This is a genomic window from Streptomyces sp. NBC_01460 (assembly GCF_036227405.1).
Taxonomy (GTDB): domain Bacteria; phylum Actinomycetota; class Actinomycetes; order Streptomycetales; family Streptomycetaceae; genus Streptomyces.
The window spans coordinates 6,372,715-6,394,876 of record NZ_CP109473.1 but is presented as its reverse complement, the minus strand read 5'-3'; the positions used below and the strand labels follow the sequence as shown (position 1 = coordinate 6,394,876).

At 72.5% G+C, this 22,162-nt stretch carries 20 protein-coding genes; 7 read left to right on the top strand and 13 right to left on the bottom strand.

Annotated elements, in window-relative coordinates; translation table 11 throughout:
* Positions 1–126 precede the first annotated feature (126 nt).
* Positions 127–1,023, top strand: coding sequence for an SDR family NAD(P)-dependent oxidoreductase (locus OG488_RS28900; RefSeq protein ID WP_329233875.1), 897 nt, complete (start codon positions 127–129; stop codon positions 1,021–1,023).
* Between the two features lie 193 nt (positions 1,024–1,216).
* Here the strand turns inward: OG488_RS28900 and OG488_RS28895 are convergent, their stop codons facing one another.
* From OG488_RS28895 to OG488_RS28880, 4 genes are all read right to left on the bottom strand, one after another.
* Positions 1,217–1,759, bottom strand: coding sequence for a hypothetical protein (locus OG488_RS28895; protein ID WP_329233873.1), 543 nt, complete (start codon positions 1,757–1,759; stop codon positions 1,217–1,219).
* Between the two features lie 220 nt (positions 1,760–1,979).
* Entirely contained in the window at positions 1,980–3,308 is a 1,329-nt protein-coding gene (locus OG488_RS28890; RefSeq protein WP_329233871.1) for an enolase C-terminal domain-like protein, read from the bottom strand.
* Between the two features lie 49 nt (positions 3,309–3,357).
* Entirely contained in the window at positions 3,358–4,695 is a 1,338-nt protein-coding gene (locus OG488_RS28885) for a gluconate:H+ symporter (RefSeq protein WP_329233869.1), read from the bottom strand.
* Between the two features lie 114 nt (positions 4,696–4,809).
* On the bottom strand, positions 4,810–4,959 hold the full coding sequence (locus tag OG488_RS28880; RefSeq protein WP_329233867.1) for a hypothetical protein: 150 nt from the start codon (positions 4,957–4,959) through the stop codon (positions 4,810–4,812).
* Positions 4,960–5,065: 106 nt separating this feature from the next.
* Here OG488_RS28880 and OG488_RS28875 point away from each other — a divergent pair, with 106 nt between their 5' ends.
* Positions 5,066–5,854, top strand: coding sequence for an IclR family transcriptional regulator (locus OG488_RS28875; RefSeq protein WP_329233865.1), 789 nt, complete (start codon positions 5,066–5,068; stop codon positions 5,852–5,854).
* A gap of 136 nt (positions 5,855–5,990) precedes the next feature.
* Here OG488_RS28875 and OG488_RS28870 read toward each other — a convergent pair whose 3' ends face one another.
* The 5 genes from OG488_RS28870 to OG488_RS28850 all read right to left on the bottom strand — a co-directional run bounded on the left by OG488_RS28870 (position 5,991) and on the right by OG488_RS28850 (position 12,727).
* Positions 5,991–7,217 (bottom strand): cysteine desulfurase-like protein, encoded by a 1,227-nt coding sequence (locus OG488_RS28870; protein ID WP_329233864.1) that lies wholly within the window; start codon positions 7,215–7,217, stop codon positions 5,991–5,993.
* 94 nt (positions 7,218–7,311) lie between these two features.
* Complete coding sequence (locus OG488_RS28865) at positions 7,312–8,787, bottom strand: aldehyde dehydrogenase family protein (RefSeq protein ID WP_329233863.1); 1,476 nt, start codon at positions 8,785–8,787, stop codon at positions 7,312–7,314.
* Between the two features lie 357 nt (positions 8,788–9,144).
* Complete coding sequence (locus OG488_RS28860) at positions 9,145–10,707, bottom strand: pectate lyase family protein (RefSeq protein WP_329233861.1); 1,563 nt, start codon at positions 10,705–10,707, stop codon at positions 9,145–9,147.
* Between the two features lie 315 nt (positions 10,708–11,022).
* Positions 11,023–11,442 carry a DUF1737 domain-containing protein gene (locus tag OG488_RS39325; protein WP_443074250.1) on the bottom strand — a complete coding sequence of 140 codons (420 nt, stop codon included), beginning with the start codon at positions 11,440–11,442 and terminating at the stop codon, positions 11,023–11,025.
* Between the two features lie 76 nt (positions 11,443–11,518).
* Positions 11,519–12,727, bottom strand: a complete 1,209-nt coding sequence (locus OG488_RS28850; protein WP_329233859.1) for a CaiB/BaiF CoA transferase family protein — start codon at positions 12,725–12,727, stop codon at positions 11,519–11,521.
* A gap of 57 nt (positions 12,728–12,784) precedes the next feature.
* Between OG488_RS28850 and OG488_RS28845 the strand changes: the two genes are divergently transcribed.
* The gene (locus OG488_RS28845; protein WP_329233857.1) at positions 12,785–13,111 is read left to right on the top strand and encodes an alpha/beta fold hydrolase; all 327 of its coding nucleotides are present in this window, start codon (positions 12,785–12,787) and stop codon (positions 13,109–13,111) included.
* A 78-nt stretch (positions 13,112–13,189) separates the two neighbouring features.
* Here the strand turns inward: OG488_RS28845 and OG488_RS28840 are convergent, their stop codons facing one another.
* Positions 13,190–13,507 (bottom strand): immunity 53 family protein, encoded by a 318-nt coding sequence (locus tag OG488_RS28840; protein ID WP_329233855.1) that lies wholly within the window; start codon positions 13,505–13,507, stop codon positions 13,190–13,192.
* A gap of 206 nt (positions 13,508–13,713) precedes the next feature.
* On the opposite strand from OG488_RS28840, the gene OG488_RS28835 reads away from it, so the two are divergent.
* The 4 genes from OG488_RS28835 (at position 13,714) to OG488_RS28820 (ending at position 19,226) form a co-directional block, all read left to right on the top strand.
* The gene (locus tag OG488_RS28835; protein WP_329233854.1) at positions 13,714–15,147 is read left to right on the top strand and encodes a hypothetical protein; all 1,434 of its coding nucleotides are present in this window, start codon (positions 13,714–13,716) and stop codon (positions 15,145–15,147) included.
* 109 nt (positions 15,148–15,256) lie between these two features.
* Entirely contained in the window at positions 15,257–16,522 is a 1,266-nt protein-coding gene (locus OG488_RS28830) for an AAA family ATPase (protein ID WP_329233851.1), read from the top strand.
* Positions 16,519–17,853, top strand: coding sequence for a vWA domain-containing protein (locus tag OG488_RS28825; protein ID WP_329233850.1), 1,335 nt, complete (start codon positions 16,519–16,521; stop codon positions 17,851–17,853). The genes OG488_RS28830 and OG488_RS28825 overlap by 4 nt, the downstream gene beginning before the upstream one ends.
* A 230-nt stretch (positions 17,854–18,083) precedes the next feature.
* Positions 18,084–19,226 carry a serine hydrolase domain-containing protein gene (locus tag OG488_RS28820; protein WP_329233848.1) on the top strand — a complete coding sequence of 381 codons (1,143 nt, stop codon included), beginning with the start codon at positions 18,084–18,086 and terminating at the stop codon, positions 19,224–19,226.
* Positions 19,227–19,290: 64 nt separating this feature from the next.
* Here OG488_RS28820 and OG488_RS28815 read toward each other — a convergent pair whose 3' ends face one another.
* From OG488_RS28815 to OG488_RS28805, 3 genes are all read right to left on the bottom strand, one after another.
* Positions 19,291–19,794, bottom strand: a complete 504-nt coding sequence (locus tag OG488_RS28815; protein WP_329233846.1) for a DinB family protein — start codon at positions 19,792–19,794, stop codon at positions 19,291–19,293.
* Between the two features lie 226 nt (positions 19,795–20,020).
* The gene (allB, locus tag OG488_RS28810; protein ID WP_329233844.1) at positions 20,021–21,358 is read right to left on the bottom strand and encodes an allantoinase AllB; all 1,338 of its coding nucleotides are present in this window, start codon (positions 21,356–21,358) and stop codon (positions 20,021–20,023) included.
* Positions 21,359–21,420: 62 nt separating this feature from the next.
* Entirely contained in the window at positions 21,421–22,146 is a 726-nt protein-coding gene (locus OG488_RS28805) for an aspartate/glutamate racemase family protein (RefSeq protein WP_329233842.1), read from the bottom strand.
* Positions 22,147–22,162 lie beyond the last annotated feature (16 nt).

Below are 22,162 nucleotides of genomic sequence, written 5' to 3'. Positions count from 1 at the left end.
TCATGCCGGTGCGGCATCGCGCCATGCCGGATCGGAACTTCCATGAGAGGAGCCGGGGTTGTCTGCTGGAGGCACGGACGGAGGGCGGCCCGCCTCCCGGACGACGCATCGCATGGGGAGCACAGCATGACCGAGCACGTCTCGAAGACCGGGCACACCTCGAAGAAGGCGGTGGTGACGGCCGGCACCGGCGGCATAGGCCTGGAGACCGCACTGGGACTGGCGCGTCAGGGGTGGGACGTCACCCTCGTCGCACGCGACGAGGGGCGGGGGGAGGCGGCGGTGGCCCGCGTCGACGAGGCCGCCGGACGCCGCGCGGGACGCTTCGTCCGCGCGGATCTGTCGTCCCTCGCCGAGACCCGGCGGCTCGGGGAGCGCCTCGCCGGTGAAGGCGGCCTGGACCTGCTGGTGAACAACGTCGGCGGCATGTGGACCGACCGCCGGGAGAACCCGGAGGGCATCGAGGCGAGCATCGCCCTGAACCACCTCTCTCCCTACGTCCTCACCGAGGAGCTTCTCGACGCGCTCGCCGCCGCGGCTCCGAGCCGCATCGTGAACGTCACGTCGAGCGCGATCGCCGCGGCGCAGACCGTGTTCGAGGAGGCCGAACCGCCGGGCCCCCACTACGGCCTGGCCGTCACCGGACGGGCCAAGCTGGCCCATCTCGCGTACACCCTGGAACTCGCCGGGCGTCTGGAGCCCAGGGGCGTCGCGGTCCTCGCCGCCGATCCCGGCGCCGCCGCCACCGACAACGCCGCGCAGATGACCATCGACATCCTGCCGCCGGCGCTGCGCCCCCACTGGGAGCAGATCCAGCAGGGAGTCTCGGCGCCCGTCGTGGCCGCCGCGACGGGTCCGCTGGCCGCCGCCACCGATCCGGCCCTGGAGGGTCGCACCGGACTGGTCGTCGGCCCCGCCGGAACCGTGGACGACACGCTCCTGGCCTTCGTCACCCCCGAGCTCACCGAGTCCGTACGCACCTGGACGGCGAAGCTCATGGCGACGGCGGGCCGGCCGTCCTGACGGACAGCAGGAGCCCGGAGAGTCGCCGGGCGGGCCCGCCGGACTCCGCACCCTGGCACGGGACCTGCCCGTGTGCGGAGTCCGGTGCCGGCCCCGGGGCTGGGCGCCGGGTTCCTGCCGGTGCCGCATGCCCATGACGGTCTTCTCGTGCGCGACTCCGCGCTCACCCCGCCCCCCATGACTCGTCGTCCTGTCAGCGCGCCCCTCCGGCTCGGTTCTTCGCGATGTTCCGAATCTTCTTCCTGCTGCCCGACTCCGCGAGCAGGGCGAGTACCGCCGGTGACGTCGACCTCTCGGCGAGGACGCGCTGCATCCAGTCCGTGGCATTCGACAGCTCGCCCCGTGTCGGAACGTGACCGTCCTCGACGGACAGAAGGAGCAGCCAGTCCTGGATCCGGCGGCGGATGAAATCGCGGTACCCCTCCGTCTCGAACTGGGCGGTCTCCGACTGGATTCCGGCCGACCACTGCCGGAATTCGGCGGCACCGGTCGCCTTCGTCGCGATCCCGTCCACTAGGGCGACCACCGCGGTCTTGGACACCAGGTCGACGGGATCGCGCAGGATCGTGGCCACGATCGCGCGGTCCCTGTCGCGGCTCCGCGAGGAAGCGGTCACCAGGACGACGCGGTGGTACGCGGACGATCGCACGTGTTCGTCCGCGACGGCATCGTCGACGTCCACGTCGAGAATGCCTGCCTCCGCCAGCAACTCGGCCACATCGGAATACAAGGTCATCGCCGCATCCCTTCCCGCAGGACCGGACTCCACGCCCAAGGCGTGGAGCTCGGCACCGGATCGCTGCCGCACTCCGCTTCGGCAGCATGAGGAGTGCCCGCTCCAGCGCGTCGTGGCAGCGGCTCCGGGCCCCCGATGGATCCGCACGCGCGGCCGGAGCGGCGGCCGGCCGCACCGCGGGCGGACCGCCCGACGCGCCACCGCTCCGGCCTGGCACGCGCTACCGCACCAGGCAGGGCCGCTTGGCGTCGAACGTCCAGCCGGGGACGAGGTGCTGCATGGCGGCGGCGTCGTCCCGCGCCCCCAGCGCCTCCTTCAGATAGAGCTCGTGGGCCGCCTGCAAGCGGTCCATGTCGAGCTCGACGCCCAGGCCGGGTGCCCGGGGGACGGCGATCTCGCCGCCGGTGATCCGGGGCGGGTCCACGGTCAGCCGCTCCAGGCCCTCCTGCCAGATCCAGTGCGTGTCCAGGGCGTTGTACTCGCCCGGGGCCGCGGCACCGCAGTGCGTGATCATGGCGAGGGAGATGTCGAAGTGGTTGTTGGAGTGGCAGCCCCAGGTCAGGCCCATCGCGTTGCAGAGCTGCGCCACCCGCACCGAACCCTGCATGGTCCAGAAGTGCGGGTCGGCCAGCGGGATGGACACGGACTGCAGGGCCAGGGCGTGGGTCAGCTGCCGCCAGTCGGTCGCGATCATGTTGGTCGCGGTCGGGAGGCCCGTCGCCCGGCGGAACTCGGCGAGGACCTCGCGCCCCGAGTAGCCGTCCTCCGCCCCGCAGGGGTCCTCGGCGTAGGCGAGCGTGCCCACCAGCGGGGAGCACAGCTCGACCGCCTCGCGAAGCGACCACGCTCCGTTGGGGTCCAGGGTGATGCGCGCGGCGGGGAAGCGGTCCTTGAGGGCGCGTACGGCCTCGACCTCCTGCGCGCCCGCGAGGACGCCGCCCTTGAGCTTGAAGTCCCGGAAGCCGTAGAGGTCGTAGGCGGCTTCGGCCTGGCGGACGATCGCCTCGGGGGTGAGGGCCTCCTCGTGCCGGATGCGGTACCAGTCGACGTCGGACGTGGGCTCACGGACGTAGTCGAGACCGGTGCGGTCGGGGTCGCCGACGTAGAAGAGGTAGCCCAGCACCCGTACGGAGTCGCGCTGCTGACCGTCGCCGAGCAGCGCCGCGACCGGGACGTCGAGGTGCTGGCCGAGCAGGTCGAGCAGCGCCGACTCGACGGCGGTGACGGCGTGCACGGTGGTCCGCAGGTCGAAGGTCTGGGCGCCGCGTCCGCCCGAGTCGCGGTCCGCGAACCGGCTTCCGATCTCGCGCAGGACGCGCTTGTAGTCGCCCACCTTCGCGCCGACGACCAGCGACTCGGAGTCCCGCAGGGTCCGGGTGATCTTCTCGCCTCCGGGCACCTCCCCCAGCCCCGTACGGCCCTCGGAGTCCTTGAGCACGACGATGTTGCGGGTGAAGAAGGGGCCGTGCGCTCCGGAGAGGTTGAGCTCCATGCAGTCGCGGCCGGCGACGGGGTGGACGGCGAAGTGGGTGACGGTCGGCTGGTTCATGCGGGTCGGACTCCTTGGGTACGAGTGGGGGCGGGCCGGGATCGGGTGTTCAGGGACCGAGGGTGTCGAGGGCCCACTCCGCCGCCAGGACGCCGCCGAGGCCGAGGACCGCGAGCACCGTCGTGTAGCCGGTACGGACCTTGATCGCCTGGATGACCGAGAGGTTGAAGTACTCCTTGAACAGCCAGAAGCCGGGGTCGTTGACGTGGGAGAAGGCGATCGACCCGCACGAGACGGCGAGCACCATCATCTCGGGGTGGGTGCCGCTGCCCGCCAGGAGCGGCAGCACCACGCCGGAGGCGGTGACCACGGCGACGGTCGCCGAACCGAGCGCGATGCGCAGGATGGCGGCGATGAGCCAGGCCAGGATGATCGGCGAGACGGACCAGTGCTCGGTGACGTCCTTGATGTAGTCGGATATCCCGCCTTCGACGAGGACGTTCTTGAAGGCACCGCCCGCGCCGATGACCAGGAGGATCATGGCCATCGCCTGGGCAGCCGAGGCGCAGGAGGCGCTGACGTCGGCCAGGCTGCGACCGATCCGCGGCCCGAAGGCCCAGGCGGCCAGGAGCAGGGCCAGCAGGAGCGCGACGGGTGCGGAGCCGAGGAAGGCGACCCCGTGGAGGAAGGGGCTGTCGCCGGTCGTGAGCATGTCGGTCACGGCCGCTCCGGCGATCAGCACCACCGGGAAGAGGGCCACGAACAGCGACCAGCCCATGCCCGGCATCTCCTCGTCGGTGAACTCGCGCTCACTGACGAGGCCCTTGGGTATGGAGGGGTTCATGGCCCTGACGAACGGCAGCCGCGGCCACACCAGCGCGACGAGCGCGCCGGCGGGAACGGCGATGAACAGGCCGTAGAAGAGGGTGTGTCCGACGGAGGCGTGGAAGGTCGCCGCCACGGCGGTGGGACCGGGGTGCGGTGGCAGGAAGCTGTGCATGGTCGACAGGGAGATCGACATCGGGAGACCCACCCACAGCAGGTTCACGCCGGTGACCCTGACCAGGGTGAACGCGATGGGCACGATGATGATGAAGGCGACCTCGTAGAACATGGTCACGCCGATGAGCATGGACGTCACCACCATGGCCAGCTGGACCCCGCGCGGCCCGAAGGCGTCGAGCAGCCTGCCCGCGATCCGCTGGGCGGCTCCGGAATCGCCCATGACCCGGCCGACCATGGCGCCGAGGCCGATGGTCAGCATGGTGTCGCCGATCTGGTCCCCGATGCCCGCGGAGAGGACGTCCGGGATCTCGACCGCCGGGATCCCCTGGACCAGCGCGACGCCGACCGCCACGAGCAGGAGTGCGGCGAATCCGTTGAGCTTCATACGGGTCATCAGGAGCAGCAGCACGAGAACGCTGATCCCGACTACGAGGAGCGGCATGTCAGTTCCCCTTCGAACTGTCGGACTGTGGGGGTGGTCGAGCCGCCGGCCCCGGGGACTCCCCGGCGGGAGCACGGTGCCGGCGCTGTGAGGGCGTGGCTCGGGCGGTGCGACTCAGGCGGTGCGGCGGCGTGGGGCGCCGACCAGGCCGGGACCGGTGTCGAGCTGCGGGGCCGGGACGCGGGGGAAGGAGCACACCCCGCCGGCCGTGCCGTCCCGCAGCCGCCGTCTGACGCCTTCGGTGTCCGTGCTGAACCGCCCCACAACTCACATCCCTATATGCAGATGGCGTACATGTATGGGAACGGAGGTTAGGCGTGTGAACGCAACGGGGTCAATGGGTGCGACAGCCCGGATCTAGGATGGGGAGATGCCGGAGAACAACGGGGTACGTGGGGTGAAGTCGGCGTCCCGTACCGTGGCGCTGCTCGAACTCCTCGCCGCGCGGGGCGACCGGCCGGCCCGCCTCGACGAACTCGCCGAGGAGCTGGGCGTGCCGCGCAGCAGCATGTACCAGCTGCTCCGGACCCTCATCGACTGCGGCTGGGTGCGCACCGACACGACGGGGTCCCTCTACGGCATCGGCATCCGCGCCCTGCACACGGGGACGAGCTACCTGGACAGCGACCCGCATGTGCGCGCGGCCCGCCCCTATCTCGACGAGGCGTCGGACGCGCTCGGCGAGACGATCCACCTGGCCCGGCTGGACGGATCCAACGTCGTCTATCTCGCGACGCGGGAGTCCCACGAGTACCGGCGCACCCTCACCCGGGTCGGCCGCAGGATCCCGGCCCATGCCGGAGCGCTCGGCAAGGCTCTGCTCGCCGAGCGCCCGGATGATGAACTACCCCTCCCCGAGGGGCCTCTGACGCCCCGTACGGAGCACACGCACACCGACCGCGCCACCCTGCTCGCGGACCTCGCCGGGGTGCGCGCGCGCGGATACTCCGTCGAGCGCGAGGAGACGGTGACGGGCATCGCGGGCTTCGGCTTCGCCCTGCGGTACGACTCACCGGCCGTCGACGCCATCAGCTGCTCGGTCCCGCTGGCGAGGCTCGGCGAGGAGCACGAGGCCCGGGTCGTGGCGGTCATGCGGGAGATCCGGACGAAGATCGAGAGTGTCCTGTCCCCCGCGTCGGGCGCTCCCGACTGGCGCTGATCCGTCCGCGGCAGGGAGGGCGCGCCGGTCCTGCAGCCCTGCGTGGCCGGGAGGCCCGCGGCGGGCGGAGGCCCGCCGGTCCTGATCCGCCACGTCTCGGGCCGTCCGGCCGCGCTCTCCCCTCGCGTCAGCCGCGTCAGCCGCGGGGCACGTCGAGCGCGTTCAGGAGCCGGTCGACGTCCTCGTCGCACGTGTAGGGCGCGAGACCGACCCGGATGCCGCCCTCGTCACCCAGCCCCAGCCACCGGGACGCCTCCAGCGCGTAGAACGATCCGGCCGGCGCGTCCACACCGCGCTCGGCCAGCTGCCGGGAGACGTCCCCCGGGGCCCTGCCCGCCACGGTGAACAGGGTGGTCGGGGTACGCCGGGCCGCGCGTGAATGCACCGTGACGCCGTCCAGCGTGGCCAGCCCCTCCTCGATGCGGCCGCGCAGCCGGTCCTCGTGCGAGGCGAGCGCCGTGAAGGCGCGGCCCAGGCTCTCCCGGCGGCTGCCCGCGCCGGGGACGAGTCCCGCGAGGAAGTCGACGGCCGCCGTCGCGCCGGCCAGCAGTTCGTAGGGCAGCGTGCCGAGCTCGAAGCGCTCCGGTACGGCGTCGGAGGACGGCAGCAGCTTGTCCGGGCGCAGGCTCTCCAGCAGTTCGCGCCGCCCGGTCAGGACGCCGAGGTGCGGTCCCAGGAATTTGTACGGCGAGCAGACCAGGGTGTCCGCCCCGAGTGCGGTCAGGTCGACCGTCGCGTGCGAGGCGTAGTGCACCGCGTCGACGTGGAAGAGGGCGCCGGCCCGGTGCACCAGCGCCGCGAGGGCCGGGATGTCGGGGCGGGTACCGATGAGGTTGGAGGCCGCGGTGACGGCGACGAGCCGGGTGCGGCGGGACAGCACGGCCTCGATGTGCCCGGCGCCCAGCTCACCCGTCGCGGGGTCGAAGTCGGCCCGGCGGACCGTCGCCCCGACCGCCTCGGCGGCCTGGATCCAGGGCCGTATGTTCGAGTCGTGGTCCAGCCGGGACACCACCACCTCGTCCCCCGGGCCCCAGTCCTTGGCCAGGGTGCGCGCCAGGTCGTAGACGAGCTGCGTGGCGCTGCGCCCGAACACCACCGATTCCGCCTCCGATCCGAGCAGGTCGGCCAGGGCCCGGCGCGCGCCGGTCACGATCGCCTCGGCGTTGCGTCCGCCCTCGGTGAGCACCCCGCGGTTGGCCAGGGGCCGGGTGAGCGCCTCGGTGATCGCGTCGATGACCTGCTGGGGCGTCTGGGTGCCACCGGGCGCGTCGAAGCGGGCGGTTCCCGCCTTCAGCGCCGGGAAGCAGGCACGGATCGCCTGCACGTCGAGGGCGTCGGGGGTGGGGACGGTCTCGCTGCTCAAGAGGAACTCCAGGAAGGGAAGGGTGGGTGGCCGGAGCGGCGCGGGTCGGCCCACGCGCTCGCTGGGGACGGGGAGCACCGCGGCCCCCGCGTCGTCAGAAGGGGTAGCGCTCGATGTGCGCCTGCGCGGTGATCCACTGCAGGTCCGAGAAGGTGTCCAGGCTCGCCCTGCCGCCGAACCGGCCTCCCGTGCCGGACGCCTTGCTGCCGCCGAAGGGGGCCACGGCCTCGTCGTCCACCGTCTGGTCGTTGATGTGCACCGCGCCCGATTCGATCCGGTCGGCGAGCTCCCACGCGGCGAAGGCGTTCGCCGTGAGGATCGAGACGGAGAGCCCGTACTCCGAGGCGTTGACGAGGTCGATGGCCTCGTCGACCGTCTCGTACGCGACGACGGGGGCGACCGGGCCGAACACCTCCTCGGCGAACGCCGGGGAGTCCGGCGGGACGTCGGTCAGCACGGTCGGCCGGTAGAAGAGGCCGTCGTAGGTACCGCCCGCGGCGAGCACCGCGCCCTGCTCGACGCTGCGCGTGACGATCGAGTGGATCCGGTCGCGCTGCCGCTCGTCGATGACCGGGCCGAGGGCGTTGGCCGGGTCGGTGGGGTCGCCGACGGGGAGGGCGTTCGCCTTCTCGACGAGCCTGGCGGCGTACTCGGCGGCCTGCGACACGTGGACCAGGTGGCGGCCGGTGGTCATGCAGATCTGGCCCTGGTGCAGGAAGGAACCCCAGGCGCCGGCCGAGGCCGCGGCCTCCAGGTCGGCGTCCGGGAGGACCAGGAGGGCGTTGTTCCCGCCCAGTTCGAGGTGGACCTTCTTGAGCAGGGGCCCGGCGGCCGCACCGATGGCACGCCCGGCCGGGGTGGAGCCGGTGAAGGAGATGCACGGGACGTCCGGGTGCGTGACCAGGGCCTCACCGATGTCGGATCCGCCGGGCAGGACGTGCAGCAGCCCCTCGGGCAGGCCCGCCTCGGCCAGCAGCTCGGCGAGGGCCAGGCCGCCGGAGACCGGGGTACGCGGATCGGGCTTGAGGACCACCGCGTTGCCCGCGGCCAGGGCCGGGGCCACCGAACGCAGAGCGAGGACGGCGGGGAAGTTGAACGGACTGATGACGCCCACGACCCCCAGCGGGACCCGGCGGACGGCGGAGAGCCGGGGCTTCGAGCTCCGCAGCAGCTCTCCGTAGGGCTCCGAGGTCAGCGCGGCTGCCTCGTTGAGCTCCGCGACGAGCAGACCGACCTCGAACTGCGCCTTGCCCTGTCCGGAACCGGATTCGGGGACGAGCCACCGCACGATGCGGTCCGGGTCCGCGGAGAGCAGGGCGGACGCCTTGATGAAGACCTGCGCCCGCTCGGCGTGAGCGAGCTTCGCCCAGGCGCGCTGGGCCGTCCTGGCCGACGCCACGGAGGCGTCGACGTCCCCGGGGGTGGCCGCTCCCACGGTCGCGACGACCGTGCCGGTGGCGGGTGCGGTGACGTCCATGGTGCCGCCCCCCGCCTCACGCCAGGAACCGTCGAAGATCTTCGCGGACCAGATCGGCGCGGACGCGGAGGGGGCGGAGTCTGTGCTGGTCATGACGCTTCCTTGTCGCGAGTCGGGATCGGTCCGGCCGGCGGGGAGCTCGCACGGCCCGGTCCCCCGATTGCATCACAGGGCTCGGCGCGGGGCCGGTCGCCGTCCGGTACGGCCTGCTGCCGGAGGCTCGTGGGTCCGTCTCCCGGACATGCGGGAGCGGGGGCCGTCGCGTGCGACGGCCCCCGCTCCGGGAGATCCGGCGGCGAGCCGTCGTCACGGCTCGCCGCTTTCCTGCGTGTCGGCCGCCCCGGAAGGTGCCGGGGGCCGGCCGGTCCCGGACGGCTCCGAGGGGGCAGCCGGTTCCGGACGGTCACCGGGGACCAGCCACGGTCCCGGACGGACGCCGGGACCGCGCCGCTATCCGGCGTACGTCTCGAACTCGGCGACCTTCGGAGTCCCCGTCGAGCTCGTGATCTCGAAGGTGAGCTTCTTCAGCGAGGTCGGGGCGATGGTGACCGCACCGGCACCGCTGCCTGTCTTGAGAACGGCGCCGGTGTCACCGTTGATCAGCTTCCAGGAGCCGAGGACGGAGCCCGACGCCTCCCGGATGTTGACCTTGGACACGGAGGTCGCGGTGCCCCACTTCACGGAGACCGAGCCGGTGGATCCGGCCGGCGACCAGAAGGTGCTCAGGCTGCCGTCCCGCACGTTGCCGTAGCTCGTCCCGGAGGCCTTGCTGGAGCCGTCGGCCCCGGCCGCGAGGCTGAGGTTGGTCCCGCTGGGCTGCGTCGGGTCCGGCGTGGGGTCGGTCGGGTCCGGGGTCGGGTCCGTCGGGTCCGGCGTCGGAGTGGGGGTCGGGGTGGGCGTGGTCGGCGAGCAGCTGCCGTCCGACACCTTCAGGCCCTTGTTGGCACCCGCCGTCTGGGCCACGATGCCCGGCACGCAGCTCGCGGCGTCGAGGGTGAACGCGTAGGGAATGCTGACGGTGGTGTTGGACGTCGGGTTGGGCCCGGCGGGGTTGTTCTCGCTGCCGCGCGCGGACCACGTCACGTTGTCGAACGTGTTGCCGCTGACCTGCCAGTACCCGGCCGCGTCGGTGTAGAAGGTCCCCAGGACGTCCTTGGAGTCCTTGAAGTAGTTGTTGTCGACCTTCGCCTTCGCCCCGGCCCGGGAGTTGATGCCCGACTCGTTCAGCTTCACGTAGTAGTTGTTGTAGATGTGGGCGATGCCGCCACGCAGCAGGGGCGCGCGGGAGTCGATGTTCTCGTACAGGTTGTGGTGGTACGTGATGAAGCCGTTGGAGAGTTCGGTCTCGCTGGACCCGACGAGTCCGCCACGGCCCGAGTTGCGCAGGGTGCTGTAGGACAGCGTGACGTACTGCGTGTTGTCCTTCATGTCGAAGAGCCCGTCGTAGCCCTCCGACTCCCCGCCCGACGCCTCGAGCGTGGTGTGGTCGACCCAGACGTTGCGGACGTCGCTCTCCATGCCGATGGCGTCGCCGCCGTTGGACGTGGGCGAGCCGGACTTCTTGACGTTCTTGACCGTCACGTTCTGGATGATGATGTTGCTGGACTGGCGGATGTGGATGCCCAGCTGGTCGAAGACGGCACCGCTGCCGACGCCGACGATCGTGACGTTGCTGATCTGCTTGAGCTCGATCACCCCGGCGGCGGTGTTGCAGCTGTCGCCCGACACCTTCGCGGTGTTGCCGTGGTTGATCGTCCCCTCGACCTCGATGACGATCGGGGTGCTGGCGCTGGCACGGTTGCACAGCGCCGTGTGGATCGCGGTACCCGTGGTGGCGCGCACCGTCTGTCCGCCGGCGCCGCCGGTGGTTCCGCCGTTCTGAGTCGCGTAGCCGGTGGCACCACCGGCTACCGCGGCCGATGCCTGAGGCATCGTCAGCACCACGCCGGTCGCGCCCGCGACCGCCATCGTGGCCACTGCCGCATACAGTCGCCGTGCGACTGATCGTCTCATTTTCGTGTCCCCATTCGTCTGCGCATGCTGATGTGATCAGCTGCTTCATGCCGCGGTCGCAACGGCGGACCTCAAGGGCTGCCGGCTTCTCACCGGGCGGCCCCGTCGGCCTGTTGTGCAGATACCTCTCGGAGCGGTCGGGACGGCTGTTCGGCCGTCCCGGATCCTGGGCGGGCCGTGTACCGGACCGGTGGCGGCTCGTCCACGTCCTTCGCGACGGCCGTCGCGAAGGACGCTTCCACCGGAACGGCGCCCAGGAGGGGAAAGCGCTTTCTGTCCGCGACAATAGAGCGCCCGCGGCCACGCTGACAAGGTTCATGACACGTTCGGAATCGGGCTCCGCCGCGCGGCGTTCGGCGGCAACACCTCAGCGCATGGGCCGAGTTCAGAGCACGCGGGGCCGGCGCAGGCGTGCGTCGGCGCCGATTCCGCTTCACGGCGGACCCCTGACACCAGGGGGCGTGTCTGCGCGGGAGCCGGCGGCCGAAGCGCCCGCCCCCGCACCGGACGGACGACCTCAACGACCACGCCCGCGCCGGAGCGACGCACCTGTCCCCGCGCCGGCCGGACCAGCGCCTGGGCCACGATGACCCTCCTGCCGTCGAAGGTGACGGCCGGGCCTTCGTGCGGCTCGTAGCCGAGGGCGAGCGCCTCACTGACACGACGGCAGAATGCGGCGTCGTCCGGCCCGGCCGGAGCTCGGTAGGCGGGCAGTCCGTCCGGTGGCGTGTTCATGGGGACGAGGATCCCGGACCGGGGCCACGCGGCGTCCGGCGTCCGCCTCCCGGGCCGCGTACCCGTGTCGGGGTGGTCAGACGGCGCCGCGGGCGCGCAGGGCGTCGATCCGGGCGGGTGCGTGGCCGAGCTCGGCCAGGATCCGCTCGGTGTGCTCACCGAGCGCGGGGACGGCGTCCATGCGCGGGGTGGTGCCGGCCAGGTCGACGGGCGGGACCAGGGCCGCCACCGTCTCACCGCCGGGTACGGGCACGTCCCGCCAGCGGTCCCGGCCGGCCAGCACGGGGTGCTCCAGGAACTGCTTCACGTCGTTCACCGGCGCGTTGGCGATACCGATGGCGTCGAGCAGCTCCCTCACCCGGGCGCTGTCCGACGCGGCGATCCGCTCCGCCAGGAGCGCGTCGACCTCGTCGCGGTGGCTGACCCGGGCGGACCCGGTGGCGAAGCGGGGGTCGTCGGTGAGGCCGGGCTCACCGAGGAACCGCTCGCACAGGGCGGCCCATTCACGCTCGTTCTGCACGGACAGCAGGACGTCCTTGCCGTCGGCGGCCGTGTAGGTGCCGTACGGGGCGATGGTGGCGTGCCGGGTGCCGATCCGGGGCGGCTGGGTGCCGCTGTACGCCGTGTAATAGGCGGGCTGGCTCATCCATTCCGCCAGCGCTTCGAACAGCGACACCTCCACGGCGCGTACGGACCCGCGGGTCGCACGCGTGAACAGGGCGGTGAGGATGCCGCTGTAGGCGTACATGCCCGCGGCGATGTCGGCGACCGACACCCCGACCCGGGCGGCCTCCCGGGCGCTGCCCGTCAGGGAGACGAGGCCGGTCTGGCACTGCACCAGCAGGTCGTAGGCCTTGCGGTCCGCCCAGGGTCCGCTCGATCCGTAGCCCGTGACGGAACAGGGGATGAGTGAGGGGAAGCGCTCCGCCAGGGCCTCGGCCCCGAGGCCCATGCGCGCGGCGGCGCCGGGCGCGAGGTTCTGCACGAACACGTCCGCCCGGCCCAGGAGTTCCTCCAGGATCTCCCGCCCCTCCTCGGACTTCAGGTCGAGCGTCACCGACTCCTTGGACCGGTTCAGCCACACGAAGTAGCTGGACTGGCCGTGCACCGTGGTGTCGTACCGGCGGGCGAAGTCGCCGCCGTCCGGGCGCTCCACCTTGATCACCCGTGCTCCGAGGTCGGCGAGCTGGCGGGTGGCGAAGGGGGCGGCCACCGCCTGCTCGATGCTCACGACGGTGATGCCGGACAGCGGCAGGTCATCGGCGGGCGCTGCTTTGTCGGCCATGCGTTGTCCTCCGGAGGTGTCGGTGACCCGGGCGGGCGTACCATTCTGGGCATTCATGTGAGGCCAAGGGTCCCCGCGCACGCCAGGGCGCGGCATCCCGGCCGGTACGGCACCCTCGGTGACCCGCACATGCCGCCGCACGCCCGCCACGGCCACCTGGTCACCGACAACTGGCACGACGCGTGGGAGGCGCTCCCCTCCGTCGCCGCGCCCACGCTGGTGCTCCACGGCGACCAGGACCGGCTCACCCCGCCGGAGAACGCCCCACCGCTGGCGGAACGCATCCCGGACGCCCGGGTCCACCTCCTCCCCGCGGCCCGCCACGCCTGCTTCGAGGAGTGCCGGGACACGGCCGGTGCCCCGGTCCGTGCCTTCCTCGCCTGAGCGACCAACTCAGCCGCGAGTGCCCCCGGCGCCCTCGGTACGGTCCGTCCGGGGCCGGAGGTGCCGGGCCGGGGTGGCTCATCCCCGGTCGGGGGTGTTCTCCCCCGCCCAGCGGCGGAAGAGGGTCAGGGCCTCGGTGAGGTTGCCCGGTCCGCACGCCGCGTGGAAGGTCAGGTCGGAGGTCCGGGCGATGATCCAGTCGTCCTTGCCTCGCCTGAGGTCCTGGCGCGGGAAGTCATGAGCTTCGAGGTAGGTGTCCTCCAGGTCGATGCGGACGGACCAGCCAGGGTTGTCGAGCGTGTCGATCTTCACGCCCCACTCGTGCTCCCAGTCCCCGTCGCACTGCGCGGCGTACCAGCCCTGCAGCCAGTCCATGACGTGTTCGGCTTCACTCATGGCACGGAACCCTAGGCCGCTCGCGACTCCAGGACCGAGGTGGAGGTCTCCTCTCCGGCCCGCCTCCGCCGAAGCGGGCTGACCGGCGCACCCCGTGCCGCTCCGGAAAAGGTGTGGATCCCGCGGGCGGTCCGGGCTACGCTCCCGCCGATGACTACTCGATGGGTTCTCAGATTGGGGGTCCCGTCCGCGCAAGGTGAGTGCTGATGCTCACCGGGACCGCGTTCGGAGATTCCCGCCTTTCCCTCTGGCTGCGCGTGCGCGAAGTCGCCGTGCCGCCCCTCATGATCCGGACCGCGACGGCCCGGCGCACCGCCGGCGACTGGGCAGGGGCGTGTGCCGCCGCCGGATTCGACGTCGACCTCGACCTGCGTTCCGTCGCACGTGTCCACGGTGGCGACACCGCGTCCCGCCTCCGGGCGGACCTGCGCCGGCTGGCCCCCGATCTGCTGCGGTGGCACATGCCGCGCACCGCACCGGACGGCTTCCTGCGGCCGGGTACGACCCTCGTCCTCGCCCGGTACGAGGAGCCGGGGCGTTCACGTCCGGTGCACCTCGTGGCGCGCACCGCCCCCGCGTGGGCGGACGCCGGGCAGCGGATCAGCCTCGCCGTGTGGGACGGACCGGTGCCGCCCGGGCGCGCGTCCGGGCCACGCGGCTACCGTGCCCCCGACCGACGGTTCCGTCTCGACCTGCACCGCCACCTGTGGGACGCGGACAGCAGCGGTGAACTGCGCGGCCGCGCCGGGGCTGTTGCCGCGACGTCGGGGCCGCAGCACCGGCCCGCGCCCGCGTGGGCCCCGTCGGTACCGGACCCTGAGCGGTTCGCACTCGACGGGTGGGCCGCCGAGGCGGCTCTGCTGCTGAGCGCGGAGGGACGTACGGAGGGGGGCCGCGTCGCGGTCCGCCTCGGCGCTCGGCGCCGTCTCCTGCTCGACGTACGCCCATCTCCTGCGCGCACAGGGGCGGATGAGGGTGCGCCGGAGGTGCGGTCGGCCCGGCTCGCACGGGCGGGCGCCTGCGCGGGACTCCCGGTCCTGCCCGATGCCGCCACGTGGGTCCTGCCCGACCTGGAACTGCTGTGCGGCGGCTGGATCGCGGCCGGCGGGCTGCATCCGCTGGTCGCCGCGGCCCTGGCGCCCGGCGCGCCGCCGTCCGGGCCGGGCGCGGACACGGGATCGCCCGCGGACGGCCCTACGGTGCCCCGCGTCGTGGACTGCCGAGGCGCCCGGCACCGGATCGGCCTGGTGGACGGGGTGCTGGTCCCGCTGGACCACGACCCCGCCGAGATCCGGCGGGAGGAGCTGCTCGCCGCCCTCACCGGCACGCCGCTCCCCTGCCTCCAGGTCATCGACGCCGCGCACCGCCGGCCGGACTGCCTCACCGAGGTCCGTGACCGGCTGGCGCACGGCGACTCCGCGGGCGCGCTGACCCGGATCGAGAGCACGCTCGGCCCCGGGGCGCTCCTGCGCGACGGCGACCTGCGCGACGCCCTCCACGACGCGGCCCTACAGCGCGTCAAACACGGCCTGTTCAGGGCGGGACTGGCCGGTCCCGGCCTCCGGCACGGCGAGCCGGCCCGGACACCGTCCCGCCCCGAGACCCACCGCTCACGACCCCGGCAAGCAGCATCCCGCTGACCTCCGCCACCGGCGGATCCGCGCTGCGGCGCCGCCCTCCTTCCTTACTCCTCCCGCGCCCGCGGCTCCCGGCCGCGACGGCTTCGGACGACCCCAAAGGTGATGCCTCATGCCCACGTCCACCCCGCTCTTCGAGACACCCCAGCCGTGCCCCTCCGACGTCCCGGCCTCCCGGCTCGACGTGTCGGGCGCGCTGCTGGGGCTGCTGCGTGACACGACGACCGCGCCCCGCCCGGATCCGCAGCTGGAGGCGCTGACCCTGGCGGTGGCGGCGGACCTGCCCGTGCTGCTGTGGGGCGAGCCCGGCATCGGCAAGACGGCCGCGCTCACCCAGCTCGCCGACACGCTCGACCTGCCGCTGACCACGGTGATCGCGAGCGTGCACGAACCGTCGGACTTCTCCGGCCTCCCCGTCATCGGTGACGACCCGGCGGGCAACGGCATCCCCATGGCTCCGCCGGACTGGGCGGTGCGGCTCGTACGGGCGGGACGCGGGCTGCTGTTCCTCGACGAGCTGTCCACGGCTCCTCCCGCCGTGCAGGCGGCCCTGCTGCGGCTGGTGCTGGAACGCCGGGTCGGATCCCTGCGGCTGCCGCCGGACGTCCGGATCGTCGCCGCCGCCAACCCCCGGTCCTCCGCCGCCGACGGCTGGGAGCTGAGTCCGCCGCTCGCCAACCGGTTCGTCCATCTGCAGTGGGTCCATGACGTGGACGTCGTGGTGCGGGGGCTGGGCGGCGTCTGGCCGCGGGCCACGCTGCCGACGCTGGATCCCGGCCGGCTCACCGAAGCCGTGGCGTTCGCACGCCGCGCGGTCTGCGGACTGCTGGGCGCGCGGCCCGCCCTGGTACACCGGCTGCCCTCGGGCGAGACGCAGCGGGGCGGCGCCTGGCCGTCACCGCGCAGCTGGGACATGACGCTGTCCCTGATCGCGTTCGCCACCGCCGCCGGCGCCTCCCGCGACGTCCTGTCGATGCTCGTCAGGGGGACGGTGGGGGACGGGCCCGGGCTGGAACTGCTGGCCTACGTGGACCGGATGGACCTGCCGGACCCGGAGGACCTGCTGGCCGACCCCGGCGGCGCACGGCTTCCGGAACGCGGCGACCTGCGGCAGGCGGCGCTGGACGGGGTGGTCGCGGCCGTCCGCGCGCGTCCGGCGAAGGACCGGTGGGACGCCGCGTGGGCCCTGCTGGCGAGGGCGGCGGAGACCGGCGCTCCGGATCTGCTGGTCGTCCCGGCGACGACGCTGGCCTCCCTGCGCCGCGACGACTGGGACGTCCCGGAGTCGATCGAGGGGATCGCCGGGGCGGTGTCCGTGTCCCGGCGGGCCGACCGGGCGAACGTCCGGGCCCTGTCCTCCGCACCGGCGGACCGATGAACAGTCCCTCCCCCGGCGGCCGGCCGGCCGCGCCCCGCGAGGTCCCCGGGAACACGACGGGCACCTCGGACGCGCCGAACACTCCGGATGTGCCGGACACTCCGGGCACGTTGGACACGGACAAGCTCTTCGCCGCCCGCCTCCAGGCGGCGCGGGCCCGCCCCTATCTGGCGACAGCGCTCTTCGCCCTGCACGTCGTGGAGTCCCGTGGTGTACCGACGATGGCCGTCGACGCCCACTGGCGGTGCTACGTGTCCCCCGCGTTCGTCGACCGCACCCCCGTGGAGGAGCTGGCCGGCGTATGGGTGCACGAGGTGTCCCACCTGCTGCGCGACCATCACGGGCGCAGCGACCGCTACGCGCACCTGCACGAGCTGAGCGGCCCGGCGGAGCGGCTGCGGATGAACATCGCGGCCGACTGCGAGATCAACGACGACATCTTCGGTGACGGCCTGGTGAAGCCCGAGGGAGCCGTCGTGCCGGGGAGCCTGGGGCTCCGGGACGGCGAACTGATGGAGGACTACCTCCGCCAGTTCCGGCTCGGCCCGCACACCGCCCATCTGGCGTGGCTGGAGTGCGGCAGCGGCGCGGACGGCCTCCCGCGCCCCTGGGACCTGGGCCCGGACGGGGCGTACGGGCTCAGCCGGCAGGAGCGGGACGCGGTCCGGTTCCGGGTCGCGCAGGGCATCGTCGGCCGTCCGGGGAGCGCGCCCGCAGGGTGGCGGCGGTGGGCGGAGGAGGCCTTCCACCCGCCGCAGCCGTGGCGGCAGTTGCTGGGCGCGGCCGTGCGCGCGGCGGCCTCCGCGCCGGGGACGGGAGAGGACTACGTCTACGGCAGGCCTGCCCGGCGCTCGGCGGCGGTTCCCGGCGCCGTCCTCCCCAGCCTGCGGCGCAGACCGACGCGGGTCGTGGTGGTGATCGACACCTCGGGATCGGTCAGTGACGCCGAACTGGGTAGCGCCCTGCTGGAGGTGGCGGCGATCTCACGGGCGGTCGGCGGACGTGGCGACCTCGTCGGCGTCCTGCCGTGCGACGCGGCGGCGGGCCGGGTCCGCCCCCTGTGCGGGGGCGCGGAGGGGGTGGAGCTGCTCGGCGGCGGCGGAACGGACCTGCGTACGGGCTTCACCCGCGCCCTGGAGACCCGCCCCCGCCCGGACGTCGTGGTGGTCCTGACCGACGGCCAGACCCCCTGGCCGTCCCGGCGTCCGTCGTGCCGGACGGTGGTGGGGCTCTTCGGGCGGCACCACGGGCGCTCGTCCTACGACGAGTCCGATCCCGAGTACCGCCCCGGCGGACCACCCGCGTGGGCGCGGGTGGTGACCATCGGCTAGGCCCCGGCCGCCGCCCCCGCTGTTCAGGACGGTGAGCCGGGGGTTCCCCTCAGGCTCCTCATGAGGGGAACCCCCGGCGCCCCCGTGAGGGCAGCACACCCTCGGCCCATGGGGACGGCCGGATGGGCGGATCCGCTCCCCGCTGGTGGGATGGTCGCCACACGCTCGGGGCGGAACAGCTGCGGCCTGAGCGGTCCCTGTACGCGCGGACGACCCGAACGGACGAGGAAATGATCAAGCATGCGTCAGGACGGCACCGCCACGGCCTGCTCGTCACCGGTCTGGCCTCGGTACTCCTCGCCGCAACGGCCGGACCTGCGGCGGCGACGGAGCCGCGAGGCACCGATCCGCTCCAGCAGCAGGTGGACGCGGTCCACGGCACCGGCGCTGTCGGGGCGTTCGCCGAGGTGACGTCACCGGGCGGCCGTGACAGCGCGCGCGCCGGGACGGCCCGGATCGGCACCGGACGGCCGATGCCGTGGAACGGAAGATTTCGGATCGGCAGCGCCACCAAGACCTTCACCGCCACGGTGATCCTGCAACTCGTCGGCGAGGGGCGGCTGTCCCTGGAGGACACCGTCGAGACGTGGCTGCCGGGAGTGGTCCGGGGCGGCAGCGACGGCAGCCGGATCACCGTGCGGCAGCTGCTCCAGCACACCAGCCACATCCCCGAGGTGCTGCCGGAGGTACCCGCGTTGAACAGCGCGGAGGGCTACCGGGCCGAACGGTTCCGTACCTACACCCCCGAGGAGCTGGTGGCGACGGCGATGCGGCAGCCTCCCGTGCCGGGCACCGGCTGGTCCTACTCCAACACCAACTACATGCTCGCCGCGATGATCATCCACGAGGTCACCCACCGGAGTTGGGCCCATGAGGTGCGGTCCAGGATCATCCGCCCACTGGGCCTGAGGAACACCCTCGTGCCCGGCACCTTCCCGCTGGTCCCGGGCCCGCACGCCCAGGCCTACACCGCGTTCGGCACCGGCACCAGCAGCGACGTCACGGTGCTCGATCCAAGCATGGCGATCGGCTCCGGCTCCCTCATCAGCACCACGCACGACCTGAACCGCTTCTACGCCGATCTGCTCGGCGGCCGGCTGCTGCCCCGGGAACAGCTCGACGAGATGACGACCACCGTGCCCACACCCGATCGGGGCGTGAGTTACGGACTCGGCCTGGGCGAGATCAGTTTGTCCTGCGGTGGCAGCTACTTCGGCCATCCGGGCAACCTGCTCGGCTATCGCACCTGGGGCGGCGCCACCCGGGGCGGTGCCCGGACCGCCGTGGTGTACGTCAACAGCGACGGCGGACGGGACACCCAGGAGGCCATGACCACACTCGTGGACCGGGAACTGTGCCGAACCCGCTCCTAGACGATCCGTCCCGAAGGGGCGACCGGTTGGTCGTCGCGATCACTCCTGAGGTACGAGACCGGCATCACCGCCCGACCGAGCCGTCGATCTGCTCGCGCAGGATGTCCGCATGACCGGCGTGGCGGGCGGTCTCCTCGATCATGTGGACCAGCACCCAGCGCATCGACGGCGGCGGGGTCTCGCGCAGCGAGCGTGCGCCGGGGCGGTCCAGGTCGGTGCACGCGTGGACGACCTCGTCGGCTCGGGCGATCGCCTCGCGATAGGCGTCCGCCACGTCCGACGCGGTCTCGTCGGCGAGCACCTCACACGCGTCGTCCATGAGTTCGCGGTCGGCGCCGGCGTAGGCCCAGACGAACCAGTTGAGTTCGACTGCCGTCAGATGCTTGAGCAACAGGAGCAGGCTGGTCCCGGAAGGGACGCCGGCCGTGCGGACCGACGGCTCCGGGACACCGGCCGCCTTCGCGAGGACGGACTCGCGCAGATAGTCCAGGAAGGCCGACAAGGTGGTCTTCTCGTCGGCGTTCAAGCCGGGGGGCCGAAGATCGGGACGAGGCTCCGTAGTCGTCATGAGGGAACCGTAGTTGATCGGTTCAAGCGGTCGGTGGCCGTCTGCAGCCACCGATCGTACGACGGGGCGCCCGGTGTGCTCCTGCTGCCGTACGTCGGCGGTCAGTGCACGTATCCGCCGTGACGCACACCCCGTGGCGCACCCGGGCAGGACCGGGTGCGCCCTCACGCGATCGTGGGACCGGGGCGTGTGACGCGGGCACCTCCGTGCCTTTTCGAGCGGTCTCTCAGTGGTTCCTTTCGAGGAGGCGGCCGGTGGGCTCGGTGAGGACGCCGTCGGCCGCGATCCGCGTGCCGCGCAGCCAGGTCGACCTGACGACACCGTGGAGGGTCTTGCCCGCGTAGGCGGTGACCTGGTTGCGGTGGAACAACCCCGCCGGATCGACGGTGAACGTCTCCTCGGGAGCCAGGACCGCGAAGTCGGCGTCCCGCCCCACCTCGATCGCACCCTTACGACTCAGCCCGGCCAGCGCCGCCGGCCCCGCCGACATCCACCGCACCACGTCCTCCAGACCGTGCCCACGCCGACGCGCCTCGGTCCAGACCGCCGGCAGACCCAGCTGCAGCGAGGAGATCCCACCCCACGCCGACGCGAAGTCCGCAGTCTTCAGATCCGTGGTGCACGGCGAGTGGTCCGACACGATGCAGTCGATCGTCCCGTCCGCCAGCCCCGCCCACAACGCGTCCTGGTTCGCCGCCTCCCGGATCGGCGGACAGCACTTGAACTCCGTCGCCCCGTCCGGAACCTCCTCCGCCGTCAGCGTCAGGAAATGCGGACACGACTCCACCGACACCCGCACCCCCTCCGCCTTCGCCGCCGCGATCAACGGCAACGCGTCCGACGACGACAGATGCAGCACATGAACACGCGCGTTCAACCGCCTGGCATGAGCGATCAGATTCCCGATCGCCGTGTTCTCCGCGTCCCGCGGACGCGAGGCCAGGAAATCGGCGTACCTCTCCCCGCTCCGCTGCGGAGCCGCCGCCAGATGATGCGGATCCTCCGCGTGCACGATCAGCAGCCCGCCGAAACCCGCGATCTCCGCCATCGACCGGGCCAGCTGCTCCTGATCCAGCTCAGGGAACTCCTCCACCCCGGACGGCGACAGGAAACACTTGAAACCGAACACCCCCGCCTCGAACAGCGGCCGCAGATCCTTCACGTTCGACGGCAGCGCACCACCCCAGAAACCCGTGTCGACATGCGCCTTGGGGGCGGCAACCTCCTGCTTCACCCGCAGGTTCCCCACCGTCGTCGTCGGCGGCAACGAGTTCAACGGCATGTCCAGCAGCGTCGTGATACCACCGGCCGCCGCCGCACGGGTCGCCGTCCAGAAACCCTCCCACTCCGCACGCCCCGGATCATTCACATGAACATGCGTATCGACCAGACCCGGCAACAGGACATCATCACCGAAATCCTCCACACGGGCACCGGCCGGCACCTCGGCATCATGGGGCAGCACTGCGGCGATGGTCCCGCCGGAGACGGCGATCGATGCGGGACGCGTCCCCTCGGGGGTGATGACACGGGTCGAGCGCAACACCAGCTGTACATCGGGCACGGAGACCCCTCCTCTTCTGCGGTGGTTCGTCGTACGGGGCCGAGGCCTCAGCCCGGGCGGTCTCAACGTGCCTGCGGCGGCCAGTTGAGGATCTGCTTGGGACGCGGCGGGGCGTAGGTGCGCACCTTCGAGGTGGTCAGCCCCAGCCGGACGAGGGACTCGGCGATCGTCACCGCGGCGCTCACGCCGTCGACGACGGGGACTCCGGTCCGTTCGACGACGCGTTCGGTGAGGCCGGACATGCCCCCGCAGCCCAGGCAGATCACCTCGGCGCGGTCGATCTCCACGGCCTGGGCGGCCTGCTCGACGATGGCGTCGACGGCGGCCTTCTCGTCCCGCTCCAGATCCAGCACGGCGAGTCCGCTGGCCCGCACGGAGGCGCAGCGCGCGCTCAGACCCGCGGTGTGGAGACGCTCCTCGATCAGCGGCACCGTACGGTCGAGGCTGGTGACGACGGAGTAACTGCGCCCGAGGAACTGGGCGGTGCTCGCGGCGGCCTCGGTGATGTCGACGACCGGGACGTCGAGCAGCTCCTGCAGTCCCTCCCGGCCGTGCTCGCCGTAGCCGGCCTGGATCACGGCGTCGAACGGCTCCGGGTAGGCGCGTACGGCTTCCATCACGGCGACGGCGGCGAGGTAACTCTCGTAGTTGCCTTCGACGGACTCCGCCCCGAAGGCGGGTGTGAGCGGGACGATCTCGGTACCGGGTGACGCCGCACCGGCCGCCTGCTCGCCGATCGAGTCGGTGATCGACTGTGTGGTGTTGACGTTGACGACGAGGATGCGCACGATACGGCCTTCGGTT

Coding starts and splice junctions, on each gene's coding strand:
- OG488_RS28865 (WP_329233863.1), bottom strand. CDS start 8,787: ATGACCAGCACAGACTCCGCCCCCTCCGCGTCCGCGCCGATCTGGTCC.
- OG488_RS39325 (WP_443074250.1), bottom strand. CDS start 11,442: ATGAACACGCCACCGGACGGACTGCCCGCCTACCGAGCTCCGGCCGGG.
- OG488_RS28840 (WP_329233855.1), bottom strand. CDS start 13,507: ATGAGTGAAGCCGAACACGTCATGGACTGGCTGCAGGGCTGGTACGCC.
- OG488_RS28890 (WP_329233871.1), bottom strand. CDS start 3,308: ATGAACCAGCCGACCGTCACCCACTTCGCCGTCCACCCCGTCGCCGGC.
- OG488_RS28815 (WP_329233846.1), bottom strand. CDS start 19,794: ATGACGACTACGGAGCCTCGTCCCGATCTTCGGCCCCCCGGCTTGAAC.
- OG488_RS28860 (WP_329233861.1), bottom strand. CDS start 10,707: ATGAGACGATCAGTCGCACGGCGACTGTATGCGGCAGTGGCCACGATG.
- OG488_RS28820 (WP_329233848.1), top strand. CDS start 18,084: ATGATCAAGCATGCGTCAGGACGGCACCGCCACGGCCTGCTCGTCACC.
- OG488_RS28900 (WP_329233875.1), top strand. CDS start 127: ATGACCGAGCACGTCTCGAAGACCGGGCACACCTCGAAGAAGGCGGTG.
- OG488_RS28875 (WP_329233865.1), top strand. CDS start 5,066: ATGCCGGAGAACAACGGGGTACGTGGGGTGAAGTCGGCGTCCCGTACC.
- OG488_RS28835 (WP_329233854.1), top strand. CDS start 13,714: ATGCTCACCGGGACCGCGTTCGGAGATTCCCGCCTTTCCCTCTGGCTG.
- OG488_RS28850 (WP_329233859.1), bottom strand. CDS start 12,727: ATGGCCGACAAAGCAGCGCCCGCCGATGACCTGCCGCTGTCCGGCATC.
- OG488_RS28885 (WP_329233869.1), bottom strand. CDS start 4,695: ATGCCGCTCCTCGTAGTCGGGATCAGCGTTCTCGTGCTGCTGCTCCTG.
- OG488_RS28830 (WP_329233851.1), top strand. CDS start 15,257: ATGCCCACGTCCACCCCGCTCTTCGAGACACCCCAGCCGTGCCCCTCC.
- OG488_RS28895 (WP_329233873.1), bottom strand. CDS start 1,759: ATGACCTTGTATTCCGATGTGGCCGAGTTGCTGGCGGAGGCAGGCATT.
- OG488_RS28825 (WP_329233850.1), top strand. CDS start 16,519: ATGAACAGTCCCTCCCCCGGCGGCCGGCCGGCCGCGCCCCGCGAGGTC.